Consider the following 13,284-nt stretch of genomic DNA (forward strand, 5'->3'; position numbering starts at 1 on the left):
TGCTGATGAAAGGATTTCTGCGTACCGATCCGTACAAATGTATTCTGTGTGGCGACAGGCTGCTTTTCACCGGGGCGCAAATGGGTAAAAAAGCAACGGAATTGTTGTCAGAAAGACTGCATAACCTGGAGAAAAAGCGATGGTTACGCAGCTAAACGCAGGATCAATGTGTCTAAAATAAGGAAATCAGGTTAGAAATTACACTCTCTGAGGAAATGTTAACTGGCACTAAACACAATAAATCGATCCCCATCTCCTTTTTGCAATAAGGGATGGCTTTTGCTACTCACTTTAAAAGCGATTCAATTTCCTAACCATGAACCAGGCTACCCAGAGCCCGATAGTGGCGAATTTCCCTGGAGAAAAATAAAAGATTGTTAATAAAGAATTGTAAAATAAATTCCAATCACCGTCTGTTTTTTTATTCTCTAAAATAGGCGATTTTAATCTGATCTAACAGACGTTAAATTATTACAAAACAGCTGTTAGATCAATGGTAATTTATTTTTTACTATATTTTATCTGTACTATGTTAATTAACTAATTGCATCATAATTAAAGATAGTATTTTATAAATTAATTATGAGGATTTTATTCTATAACACAGCAAATAACTTTTTTATTTGGGCAATTTTGGCCATTCGATATTAGGTGCAATTGATATATCTATACGACTTAATAGCACGCGATAGGTTTTCCATTCCATTAAATTTTTACATTCTTCATCGGTTGCCATATTCAAATCAATGGCATCCTGTAAGGGTGTGATAATTGCTGCTGCATTTTGCATTAATTCAATTTTTGTATTTTCTGCCTCTTTGATTAATTCATTTTTAGTTTTAGGTGGAATATCAATCCAAATCGGTGCGCCATTTTTATCTGCACCTAACATTTTTCCCTCCAGCGGCGCACAAAGTGCATACTCTTTATATATATTAAAAGAAACTTTAGTCGCTTCATCATCCCAAGTACCTGCACTGATATAACTCTCTTTCAACGATTCAGATAACCAACATAACTTTGTTGCACTAAAATAATAAACATCATCTTTTTTCATCCTTACCATCCTATTGCAATCCATCTCATATCAACTAATGGAGAAGCATTACTACCATTAGTTACCTTAGTTTGGCGCATTGTAAATCCACTATTATTAGCATCTTGTATATTAGGTGAATACAATTCTGTTAGATTTGAATTAGAATTGAAATTAGCAACTCCCATGCTGGCTAAGGTATCAGGAAAAGCAATAGGAAAGAAATTTCTGGAAGTATTTTTTCTAGGGACACGTCCCCATTGAATAATTATGCCGGTATAAGGCTCTTTCATCCAGCCATTTACCGCTTTTTTAGCGCTCCAATGAGTAGCAACTAATTTAGCATCAATCTGCTGTCTATTATAATTATCCTCTTGAACAGCAAATGTTCCTTGTTTCTCTGGCAAATAAATAATTTGATTCGTGTTATTGTTTCGGATAAAAAATTTATGGTTATTTCTTGCACAAACTAAGTCATAGTCTCCTTTGTCAGTACCTAATTTAATAACAGTGTCGCTGCTAGGATGGATAGCATTAAATCCATAAGCAGTTATATAATCTAAAGTATTGGTCGTAGCTAATGTACTTGAATGAGTGGGAAATGATATTGCATACTTTATGGTGTTATCACTATTTCGAGCTACTACGGTATAAGCACTATTACCAGAAACATATAATGCTACATGCTGGACATTATTCTTCATTGACATCCCAGCATAATTATCTGTTCTCACTAAATCTAATGTAGAAAATTGCACAGCCCTGCTATCTTTAATTTTAACAAATTGGTTATCAATTTCCTTTTTTGTGTATGAGTTGACCGTGGTTTGTATCCAGGCATCAGCTTTTATTCCACCTGTCAACTCAGGTGTAGAATTTTCAAAAACTTGTTTTGGTAATTTACCTGCCCAGCGGTAATAACGATTTTCTTTCTCATAATGCAATGCGTGATAACGGCTGGTTATTTCGAACCCTTTTTCAAATGAATCAACTAAAATGTAATCAAACACGCCCAATTCATTAAGATCAAACAAGGTCGGTTGACCATCGTTATCAAAACCAAGCTGCTTATTTTTACGGCTTTCGGCATCAGGTAATGTAGCTATATCAATGTCATTAACTCGTATCGATCTGATATCCAAATCTCTTATAGCGGATTGCATCACCGCTAAGTTAACCGCATCATTATCATTTTTGGGTTGACTAATATTAGATATACGATAATTCTTAGCATCAAAATAATTTCCTAGCCTACTGGGCTGCTGCAATAATAACGATGCATTTCCTAACACTTGTTGCACTAACATCGTGAGATAATCAAATGCATTTTCATGTTGTTTGGCATGAAACTGTTTACATTTTTCAAATGCGATCTCTTGTTTTGCTGGTAAATGTCTCTCAATCAATAAATGATTTCCATTAAATAAAGGTGATGATAAGATGATTTTCCCTCCTTCGTCACAATTAACACCTGTTACTGTATAATCCTTATTTAATGTCAATCTTTGCGCATGATCACCATTGCCATCAGTCATAATGACAACTAAATGATGCTCATTAAATATTTTAAATTCATAATCAAATTCAGTTGTAGCGCAATCGCCAATATATTGGTTGGCACTAACCTCAGTAACTACCGTCATTATTGCTATCCTCCCTGTAACCAATAATGCAAAAGCGATAATAAATCACATACAGTAATAACCCTATGCACCCTACAATTATCACCAATCTACTTCTTTAGTTAACCACAGTGCTTAGGATCTTTGTTACTATCTTTGTTCTAGTCAATATAGATGATAACCACAATAAATCTTTTAGGAAATAATCAAACCCAGGTGTAATACCGTTATTAATATCTTTATGCTAAATTCATTGATGAGTTCATTATGACCATTTGCTTTTAATAGATATCAATGAGATAGCAATAATATATTATTAGAAATGTTATATTTGATAGTAATATTAAAGAGAAATAAAATGTTATTAGCAGTCATTAATTTAATAAGGGATAGTGACTAGTATTGCTAAATTTTATGATTTTGATTGGTCGCTTTAGGAAAATTTTGCCATTATGTATTATTTTATCAATAGTGAAAAACCTCTCTTCAGACTTGTTTAGCTGGCTAATAAATATTAGCTTTAATATATCAATGTTCACTCGTTCTTTTACTATAATGTTTCGTCACTCTCCGATAACGATAGAAAATTATTGACGCTTTGTTTTTCTAGTCCAATTTCTTTTATTTCTTTACCCAAAGGAGAAACCAGAACATAGATATCATAAGAACCACCACCAGCTCTATATTTATGTTTATTAGCAATTATATAACCCTGATATTTACCGCTTTGAATAATATAAAATGAATTACCGTTTGTTACAAACTTTATATCATCAATAGTTATAGGTATATTATTAACCGCATTGATTATCTTATTCCAAGTTATTTTATGTATTGCTCCCGACGTAGCCCAGGCACTGGATAAGAAATAAATATCTTTTTTTATTAAAAAGACATCAACTTGTCTGATACTTTCAATATTTTTTTTGACATCTTTATTGGGTATTTCCGCTAAAATCTTGACGATCCTATTGGGCGTTGCCAACATTAAAAATGAACCTGCCTTAGCGTTAGCAGCAAAGATAACTGTTTTATTATCTAATATACGAAAACTGTTAATATTCAATTGTTTTTGTGATGCTATACTATCAATATAGTTTAACGTTGAGAGACATAAATTATTTCCATAAAGGTGAAAACCTTTTTTATTCGACATGGTGCAACTCGCTGCTAATCCAACAGTAGGAAATAATAACATTAATATAAAAACATAAAACTTTTCTTTATGCATACATCCTCTATCTATGCCTTTTTCAACTTGTTTTACGGTAATAAATAAACTAAATTAATAAAAACAAGTGATATAAAACATATTTGGTAAGTATATTTTAATAATATAGGCTGTATAATTGATTAAACAACTGTTAAAGATGTCTACTCATCATAGTCTATCAGTAATTAACAGCAAAAAATAATCAACTTATGCCATTAAAAGTTCCAAGCAATGCCTGCCATAAACATATCTTGATCTTTATCATTAAATGAAACAACACGATTAAAGCGAAAATTAGTACTTAAATGCTTAACTAATTGATAATTTATTTGTAAGCTAATGACACCGGCAAAATCATTCTTGTTCTTTGGCTCATGCCTATCATAGTTATAATAAGGACCAATCCCTGCACTAAGCTCCCAGTCAGTTGATATCGGCATCAGATACCAAATTTGCCCAACAACTCCTTGCCTATTAACGAGACCATTATCCCCTTCATAAAGATAACTCACTGAATAAGCAGCAGCATCATTGATAAAATGCTTAAACTCTAGTTGGTGACCCATTTTTAATGGTAATTTTGAGCGATTAGTTTGCGAAGTTCCTAACCAATAACTTATCTGCATGTCTTTAGCAGAAAACGAAGATGGCAACTCATTTTGAAAGTTTGCACCAATACCAACCATGACTGAATCTGTTGTAAAAGAATTAAGCATTTGCACATGATTATATTGGGCTTTTAGAAAGAATCCATCTGGAATAAGGTAATAAATAAACGCGACTGAACCGTAAATGCCAACCCGTTTATCATTATATATTTGTTTATTACGGTGAGTTGTATTCATACTAAAATAGGGGCCAAGGGAAAAATCTAACTTTACTCGTTGATTGAAATCAACTACGCCAGTACCAATGACGGCAAAGCCATCGCGGTGATTATTATTTGGATGTCCTTCATTTAAATAAACCACTGAGGCGAAAAAGTTATCTGCTATCTTTTCACCAAAGCTTACCTGATAACTTCCCCAATTCATTTCGCCACCTTGACTAGCCCAACCATTACCATAAGCCAAATTGACAATAAATTCCCGTGACTTTATGTCATTGTTTTCATTAGAAATAGCAGAGGAAATAAAAAGAAACAGATGACTAATTAAAGCAACGAAAAAAAACCATAGCTGTTTTTTCTTTATCATTTTTCCTATCTTATACTTCAAGCTGTTAATTATTATTATAGACAAAATATACCTGCTAACATTTTTCGCCGCACAAAGTGGCAGAATGCTAGCTTTTATATTTACACTGATAAGTTGCCAATTTAGGTATTAATAATATCCGCCATTACTCATTTTGACTTGCACGTTACATCTCAATGGTAATAACAAACGACAATGTAAGGAATTGATTGTTAATAGTAAAATTATAAAACAATGACTTAAAGTCGATAATTTAAAATATAAAAAAACATCTAACTCTTTCGGACTTTATTAAAAAGTACAACAGATAAAAATGCAAATATTTTAAATATTAATTTTTCATATATTTAGCATAATTATATATTATTTTACATATTATTAATCTTTGACTAATTTTTATTACTGAGAATTAACCGATATGAAAATAGATAAACAAACAATTTAGCTGAGTATATTATGAAAATATTATCTAAATTTCTATTTATGACTGTACTATTCTCTTTCGTTACTTTTAATAGTTCAGCAAAAGTTGATAATTATGTGCAAAATTATCGTGGGGGTCATGGCGGTGGTCATGGCAGTCATGGTGAGCATACTGGTACACATGGTGAGTATAGTCATCACGAAGGCCACGGCGAACAACAGGAACATGCAAATCTTAGTAGCCCAGACCCCTCTTTTTATTCGCAATTTACTAACTCTATAACCCCTTGCCATGATGCTCAATACGAGATTAATCTTTGTGATTCTGAAAATAATTATCAATAGAAGGCTCTCTAACTCATTTGCTGCCTAAACGGCAGCAAATGCTAGATTTTGCTAAAAAATAACCATCCAGCAAAAAATTGGCGCCAAAATAATACAACGCAATATCGCTGAAAATAAAATTATTATCGAATATAGTTTTAACCATTTAAAGAGAACAAATTATGAAACAAGCCGTTAAAATATTTACTATTACATCTGTTTTAGCTATCAGCTTTCTGACTTTGGCTGATAAAAATAATTTATCAGATGCTGATAAAGATAATTCTTCAGATGAAAAAACAGCAACCGAAATGGCATGCGACACTCAGTTTGGATATGGTGAACCACTAGGTTCTACAACTGAAAATGGTCAAAAAATAAATATTTGTCCTAGACTTTAATACCAAATTATTATCCTTGTTGTTAAATATTAACCACTCCATCATCGTCGTTACAGCAAAAAGTTTATATTGAGCATAATAAAAAAGGAACAATATCCAAATGGAATAACGATGAAAATAATACTAATCAGCTAGTCTTATTCTTAGCTGATTAATATTAAGTTTAGCTACCGAACAACGACTTAGGTTCAAGGATCAGATTCAGATAAAGTAATTTATCAATAATTAAATCAGATCCCTACAGTTAGATATCTAAATTTCTGCCCAAAAGTGTGATGAACCTGGAGCACCTGGCTCCCATCCCTGGTTTGCGGAACTTATCAGTTGCCAATTTTTGTTTTTCCAGCTTACTCTATCACCATAATGATATAATTTATTTGCCTGCCAAAGTGGATAGTCAGTAGTCTTTTCAGCGGCATATGTCACGACAAAATTATCCAATTCAAAACTTTCGGTTTCTTCAGTGAATTTTAATGTCAAAAGATCTATTTTTTCATCTTTATTCGCTTCAAGATAGATCACTGCATTTCCTTGTGAAACGATAACAGGATCAGCAACTAACTTATTCTTCTTCTCGTCTTCCTTGTCCCGTTGATAAGCGGTAATTTTTAACGTTGCGTCGTTGCTGTTAGACTTCATACTCAATCCAAATCGGATACGTTCTGCCGGTATTTTTTCTAACAAAATTCGCAGAATCTGCACCCTATGCTCAACCTCACCATCCTCGCCAGGGACAGGCCTTCCCTCTTCATTAATGTACTGAATAACCATGCCATCAACAACCCCAGCCACGTCCTGTTGTGCTTTAGTAATCCAAACACTGTGCATCATATCACGAGCGCTAATGGTTAGAGGGCCATAAGTGTAATAAAAGCCGGGTCGAATTTCATATTCTCCGAAGCTTTGAAAGTCTTCTATGACATCACCAACTGTTCCTGATGGCCATGGCACTTCAAGGCTGGGATTATAAGGAGGCACCGGCGCACTTGATGGCCGTGGCTCAGTTGGCTCGCCAATCGTCTGACCATTGACATTTCGCCGGACTTGAGCTGATGATCGGTACACCACTTTTCGCGCCTCAGCGATACTACCTACCGGCGCCATCTCGGGCAATGTCCGCCAAATATTATAAGACAAAGACTCGCCATAATCAGCCTGTCCACGTGCCATGATATTCTGCTGCGGAATAATCAACGTTGCCACCTTAACCGGAACAGCCTCTTCTTCCTCCCACAGACTACGAGCGCTAGTAATAGACTGTTTGTGAGGGTTATTGCGTAGTTGAACATAGAAATCCAGTCTGGCTTCTTGCTGTATCAGACGCTCTTGCATATCTCTACCTAAATAACCTGGAGCGTTGATATCTACCGTTCGAATAGGGTCTGCAACTGTCTGGACTGCCAGTTTGTATTTACAATAATCATAGTCACCAAACTTAAATGGCACGCAACTCCAGAGTGGCTCCGTTAAAACACTCTTAACAGTACGACTACCCATCTCAGCTAAAATGCGAGCCGTCTCCGGATGTGTTTTAAGCCATTCGTCTAAAGTGCCATTCAATGCTGCTGCCTTAAACTCACACATTTCAATCGCATCTGCGGCAAAGAACACTTGCGTATTTTGCAGAATAAAATCTAGGGTCGTCGCATTAACATCCTCTTCAAGCGCTTTATGACCCGCTACACCGAACAGTTTAATACCGATACCGACCGTAGTATTTTTATCTGGAAGTGTGTGAGGTGTATCACTTGAATAACGCAGCCACGCTTTATAACTAGCACCTGGTTTAAATATGCCTACTTGATATTGAGCTGGAAGATTATTATTTACCTGAAAAATTCCGTAAGCACTACCATGCTGTTTAATAAAGGCTACGCGGCGTGCTGGCGTCTGTCTGTTATTAACGATGTGATCATGCTGTACTTTATCGACAAACATCTTACGGATCCCTTCTATTGCCGCTTCCATCTCTTGACATTCTGGTGTCGGAGGAGCATGCATTGCGGAAGAATCTTTCATATTATCTTTACTCATATTACTACCCGCCTCCATAACATAAGATCATAATCGTTAACTTTTTTTAAAGAATATAAATAAAGTCAACTCGTAAAATTTTTAATTCAAATCCAACAAATTTGCCGATAACAAACTATCGAAAACTTGTTACTGTCTTTCATTTTGATGTGCTATCCAGAACGGTTGTTTTGCCCATCTCGGTTCTTGCTGGTAATAGCCACTTGCTCCGCTACAGTAGGCAGCACGTATAGACTTAATCCGTTCACCATACTGGATAAGCAAAGAACGATCATTAGCTATCAAAGCGGCTTTAGCGGCTTTAACCGCTTCAGCACCACGTAAACCAGTATAAATTGCGTTGTAAATTCCTTGGGAAGATAACGGGTCAAGTGACAGAGCTGCATTACCAACAGCTAACCAACGTGAGCCAAAAACTTTATCCAGGTAGCTACCTGTCGCATCAGTAACTTGTAACGAACTTGAGGAGATACTTTCAGGACAACACCAGTGACCTATATGTATCGTTTCTTTCAATGCAGATATAAAATGATCCTTATCACGAAGAATTTTGATTTGATCGGGTAGGGAAAAAAATGCCAGTACTCGTTGTTTGTCAGGCAACCCAGCTGTATACCACCATCCTGTTGGAACAGCCTCAACCACACTGCGTGTATCAACGGTGTTATTACTGCACCAAGCGTAAAGCGCAAACAAAGGCGCATCTCTGTGTCTTGAAACACCAAACACACTAGCAACAACGCGTGAATTGCCACTTGCATCAATTACCCAATCCGCGTTAATACTTTGTTCACCAACTTTTGCCTGTATACCATCATTAGTTTCAGCGATAGAAGATATACGCCCCTTAACCATTAAAGCACCCGCATCTTCAGCAGCATCTCTCAGATTCTGGTCGAACTGTTGTCGATCAAGATGCCATCCACAACCATATGGGTCACGAATAAAATCTGTGGCTACTAACTGTGTCCCGCCCCAACAAGATAAGTTACCCATATTTGTGATTGAAGAACTTTTTTCAACCCAAGGAAGTAGCCCTAGCCTATCAAGCATAGGCCGGGCTGCTCCCGGCAAGCTTTCACCTATTTTTTGTTGTTCAATATTGACACTATCCACTAATACGACCTGTATTCCAGCAAGCGCCAGCAAACGAGCCGCTACAGCACCGGCTGGGCCGGCGCCTGCAATAAGGACATCACATGTCAAAGGCGTTAACGAGTACGACGAAATTTGTCCCATTTTTCTTCAGTCCATCCTGCTTGTTTTAATAAATCCGCTTGGTTATCAATTGGCTTGCCATCAACACGTCCACTAAAAGCAGAAGCCGCTTCAGGCAAAGGGGGTTGACCGGGCTTAAGTTGTTCAACAAATACGCTTTCAATACACGACGAATAATCCTCTGGGGCAGGCATACGTTGTACAATACCTAATTCATCGAAACGGGATACAACTGCTTGCATTACGGTCTCATTGTCATGACCTTCTAACAAAAATGCCCGTAGCCAACTGTCACGCTGTTGAAACGCATTGTCGCGCTCTTCGGCACTCAGCTCACTATCAATAAATATTTTATAATTTTTCTCACTCAAAATTTCATTCGGTACTCTTGCCGGCCAATAAGATGGCATATAAAGATGGAATTCTTTGTCATAACCTGAGCGGCAGCGAGCGGTGTCACCTTGCCATGGCATCGCCATCCAACGTGTTAGATCACCAGGACCTTGAGCATGAAGAGGACCATCAACCGCCAGAGCTTGCTCGGGTGTTAATACATCACCATAATCCTGTTCCAAAACACCATCCTTACGGCGCTTGATACGTAAAAAGTCACTATCACTATATAATGTGGTATGGCGCATCGGCCATGTCAGTTCACAACCCGGATGAAATGCATCTGCGAGGCAATAGGATAATGGCCCCTTATCCAAAATGGCCGGCTGTTCTGCAATCGGCATTTCATCTACAGGTTTGTCATAACACGGATCGGGGAAGGAAATACCATTAACATATCTATTGCACGTCATATCGGCGTTAAATTTCGCTGATACGAAATTTTCCAAATGCTTATAATTTTGTCGATCAACAGCCAGAAGATCACCTTTACCAGAAGGATATTCAGCAGCATATCCATCGCCATACAGCTGAGGCCATTTCATCTTATCTCCTCCCTCAACACTTTCATCATCTGGGGAACGGAATCGCTCATAAACGTTAAAACGTTTAGTATCATTTCCTGGTTTAGATAATTCATTAATGAGATTTGCATCTAGCTGAAATGTGCCACCCGGGCCAAATGTTTGTGCAAAGCCTAGATTAGCCCACTGCAGATTGGAGAGACGTTGTAGCAGCGGCAAAATATCCTTAGCATAAGACGTTTTTTCTTCAGGTGGAATTTTGCCCGCATCCATGGCTGAATGCTTGATCATATCGTACATTGAACGAAATGGAATTAGCCCTGGGGCATAGTCTGGAGGCCCCATAATAACCCAAGCTTCGGTAACAGGAATTTCTTTACCTTCAATTTTTACCTTTGCTGAAACAGGACCATCAGAAATATCATCATACCAGTCAACTGAATTATTGAAATTATGTTCTGTTCCGTCTTCATCAATGACTAACAGTGGAGCGCCACTCGGTGATGCTGATTTACCATGCCCACCAAGTACCAGCAAGCGTCCTTTATCATCAGTGCGTAGTTCCCCAAGATTAACAGTTACATCTTTAAATTTGCCATCATCAAATTGCACACCACTGCTGTTCTTACCCGTTATTGTTTTAGCTGAGGGTCTAATTTCCAGCTGTTTGCGTTGCTCACCAGTAATTAATGGATTTCTACGTTTAACTGGCTTAGTCTTTGGTTGATCCATAGCGGCATAAAATTCATACCAAGATGATTTTTTGTTCGCAAGTTCAACCTTCCATTCGATATCGGCCATATCTGGCGTCAGTTCCGCAACTACAACACCTTGCTTGTTGTAGCCGTAAATTCTGAACCGAGCAGCTTGCCGTTTAATTGCACCAGTCTTATCTCGGGTTGCTCCAAATGCTAGCGGTGCTGCATTCGGATATTCTGGACCAATATAAAATTCATTTTTACTGTTTCCGACTCGCCCGACTCCAATGCCTGGATGAATTTTAGCGTAAGCTATTCTTTTATCTATGGCTAGAGAACTTGGAATTATCAAAGTTAAAATATCGGAGATCTGTGTCTGAATAGAGCCGGCCTGCTGAACTGAATACCAAATTTTAGCTGAGGTACTATTAATTTTCTTAATTTCCTCTGCAGAAATGATATACGAATAGCTTTTTCCTGCCTTTTCTTTAGTAATAGGGAGTGGATAGCTTTTACCTATGCTTTCCTCCGAAAGACTTGCCCAGTGTATCGTTAATAGATCATAATTTTTAAGGTTTGCAGATTCCGGAATAATTACCGTTATCTGGCTGGTGCCATCGGTAAGCATACCATCCAAAGCTCCTGCGACTTCGGGTGCGGGCTTATTCTTATTTATTTTAATATCTTTATTCATAAAACTTTCCCATATTGATATTGTTATTCATGTTGATCTTCATAGCCATAATTAAATATCTACATTTTATTACCTTAAATAAATATTTATTAATTTTATTAAGTAGTTATAAAAATTTGTGGTGGCCATTATTAGATCGTTTAGCTATAAATTTTTACTCAATAAATACTCTTATGACTCTGCCTAGCACTTTTAAATAAATCAGCGCGAACAAATAGTCATATTTATTTTATAACATTGTTTAGCTATATATTTTTATGTTATAAAACAAAATTAAAAACTGTTATTAATGCTCGAACAGCAAATATAAATTTGTTATATACTCAGTTTAGTAAATTAAACTAAGTTAATTGTTACCTATTTACCGGAAACAATATTAACATTCATATCAAATCTATAATCCTCTCCAAAAACCTACCCACTATTCACATGTATTAAATAAATCTTTCACTTTCTATTCCCTTTTAATACTTCTATCAACAAACTAGTGCTTTCTCTGGTTATACTATTATAAAAATATTACTTGATTAACATGATGATATATATAATTAATTGAATGTTATTAATCAAGAGTAATTTTTTAATTATATCTTTTTTTATTGCATTTTTATTTTAGTCATAATTTTATTGTTTTTTTTAATGAAACTTATTTATTTTTTACTGTTTTACTGTTTTACTGTTTTACTGTTTTACTGTTTTACTGTTTTACTGTTTTACTGTTTTACTGTTTTACTGTTTTACTGTTTTACTAAAAAATTAAATTTGAAATTTTTATTTTTCATAGTTTATTTTATATTTCAAATAGTTCTTTTGAATTAAGAATGATGAATTTTTATTACAGCCAAAATATAAAATACATTTGTCTGTTCAAACTATTTAACCATGTAAAAAAATTTGCTATTGACTTAATATTGAAAGAATTTTTATTTCCTGCAGTAACATTTTGCCATGGTTATATTTTTTAACTTAGCTCAAGCTAATATCATTTTTTGGTAATGCTATAAACCAGCCTTGTGTTTACTGTTATTTTTTCCATATTCCCATTATGAGGCAGATTTTTTGATAGCTACTGGCTTAAAAAATAATCCTAATTTTTATATTGTTTTCGATTAAGTATAAAAATTTTTATTTAATTGTCAGCTTCTTCTTATAAAAAAAGAATTTGATCAATCACAAAAATATTTCAATTCAGAGTTATTTTTATAATAGGGTGAAATTATTACATAAAAATAAAATATTTTTATCTAACTTAAATAAATATGTGCTTATTTTATTTTTATCCTGAATATTAATTTTCACAAAAAATATTAAATTAATCTTATTAATAAGTGATTCATAATTTTTATTTCAAATTAAATAGAAAAAAACCAAAAACTATGCAAACATAAAAATATCTCATAAAAGTAAGTAGAAAATATTATTTTTTTAATTTAAATACTATTTGATTATTTTATATATTTTATTTTTAGCCAGATTTATATCATCGAAAACTAATTCTTTGAATGTTC

The 13,284-nt window shown here is 35.1% G+C and carries 9 protein-coding genes and 1 pseudogene; 3 read left to right on the forward strand and 7 right to left on the reverse strand.

All coding sequences use genetic code 11. From position 1 onward, the window contains the following. Positions 1-155, forward strand: a pseudogene (locus tag G468_RS25270) (IS91 family transposase); the annotation flags it as partial. Positions 156-619: 464 nt separating this feature from the next. Here G468_RS25270 and G468_RS0105340 read toward each other — a convergent pair. The 4 genes from G468_RS0105340 to G468_RS0105355 form a co-directional block, all read right to left on the reverse strand. Beyond that, positions 620-1,057: a tail fiber assembly protein gene (locus G468_RS0105340; protein WP_246067362.1), complete on the reverse strand. Its 438-nt coding sequence runs from the start codon at positions 1,055-1,057 to the stop codon at positions 620-622. A 2-nt stretch (positions 1,058-1,059) separates the two neighbouring features. Beyond that, entirely contained in the window at positions 1,060-2,679 is a 1,620-nt protein-coding gene (locus G468_RS22285) for a gp53-like domain-containing protein (protein ID WP_051296954.1), read from the reverse strand. A gap of 529 nt (positions 2,680-3,208) precedes the next feature. Then, positions 3,209-3,889 (reverse strand): hypothetical protein, encoded by a 681-nt coding sequence (locus G468_RS0105350; RefSeq protein ID WP_026822248.1) that lies wholly within the window; start codon positions 3,887-3,889, stop codon positions 3,209-3,211. 197 nt (positions 3,890-4,086) lie between these two features. Next, a complete protein-coding gene (locus tag G468_RS0105355; RefSeq protein ID WP_026822249.1) occupies positions 4,087-5,067 on the reverse strand; it encodes a hypothetical protein in 981 nt (326 codons plus the stop codon). Between the two features lie 456 nt (positions 5,068-5,523). Between G468_RS0105355 and G468_RS0105360 the strand changes: the two genes are divergently transcribed. Both G468_RS0105360 and G468_RS0105365 read left to right on the forward strand, forming a co-directional pair. After that, positions 5,524-5,835, forward strand: a complete 312-nt coding sequence (locus G468_RS0105360) for a hypothetical protein (protein WP_026822250.1) — start codon at positions 5,524-5,526, stop codon at positions 5,833-5,835. A 161-nt stretch (positions 5,836-5,996) separates the two neighbouring features. Beyond that, positions 5,997-6,215, forward strand: coding sequence for a hypothetical protein (locus G468_RS0105365; protein ID WP_026822251.1), 219 nt, complete (start codon positions 5,997-5,999; stop codon positions 6,213-6,215). Between the two features lie 252 nt (positions 6,216-6,467). On the opposite strand, the gene G468_RS22290 is transcribed toward G468_RS0105365, so the two are convergent. The 3 genes from G468_RS22290 to G468_RS19790 form a co-directional block, all read right to left on the reverse strand. Further along, positions 6,468-8,249, reverse strand: a complete 1,782-nt coding sequence (locus G468_RS22290) for a hypothetical protein (protein WP_051296955.1) — start codon at positions 8,247-8,249, stop codon at positions 6,468-6,470. Between the two features lie 129 nt (positions 8,250-8,378). Continuing rightward, the gene (locus G468_RS0105375; protein WP_051296956.1) at positions 8,379-9,488 is read right to left on the reverse strand and encodes an NAD(P)/FAD-dependent oxidoreductase; all 1,110 of its coding nucleotides are present in this window, start codon (positions 9,486-9,488) and stop codon (positions 8,379-8,381) included. Continuing rightward, positions 9,461-11,776, reverse strand: a complete 2,316-nt coding sequence (locus G468_RS19790; protein ID WP_081700626.1) for a LodA/GoxA family CTQ-dependent oxidase — start codon at positions 11,774-11,776, stop codon at positions 9,461-9,463. Before G468_RS19790 ends, G468_RS0105375 begins: the two co-directional genes overlap by 28 nt. Positions 11,777-13,284 lie beyond the last annotated feature (1,508 nt).

It is taken from the genome of Arsenophonus nasoniae DSM 15247 (assembly GCF_000429565.1).
Taxonomy (GTDB): domain Bacteria; phylum Pseudomonadota; class Gammaproteobacteria; order Enterobacterales; family Enterobacteriaceae; genus Arsenophonus; species Arsenophonus nasoniae.

Coding starts and splice junctions, on each gene's coding strand:
- G468_RS0105340 (WP_246067362.1), bottom strand. CDS start 1,057: ATGAAAAAAGATGATGTTTATTATTTTAGTGCAACAAAGTTATGTTGG.
- G468_RS22285 (WP_051296954.1), bottom strand. CDS start 2,679: ATGACGGTAGTTACTGAGGTTAGTGCCAACCAATATATTGGCGATTGC.
- G468_RS0105350 (WP_026822248.1), bottom strand. CDS start 3,889: ATGCATAAAGAAAAGTTTTATGTTTTTATATTAATGTTATTATTTCCT.
- G468_RS0105355 (WP_026822249.1), bottom strand. CDS start 5,067: ATGATAAAGAAAAAACAGCTATGGTTTTTTTTCGTTGCTTTAATTAGT.
- G468_RS0105360 (WP_026822250.1), top strand. CDS start 5,524: ATGAAAATATTATCTAAATTTCTATTTATGACTGTACTATTCTCTTTC.
- G468_RS0105365 (WP_026822251.1), top strand. CDS start 5,997: ATGAAACAAGCCGTTAAAATATTTACTATTACATCTGTTTTAGCTATC.
- G468_RS22290 (WP_051296955.1), bottom strand. CDS start 8,249: ATGAGTAAAGATAATATGAAAGATTCTTCCGCAATGCATGCTCCTCCG.
- G468_RS0105375 (WP_051296956.1), bottom strand. CDS start 9,488: ATGGGACAAATTTCGTCGTACTCGTTAACGCCTTTGACATGTGATGTC.
- G468_RS19790 (WP_081700626.1), bottom strand. CDS start 11,776: ATGAATAAAGATATTAAAATAAATAAGAATAAGCCCGCACCCGAAGTC.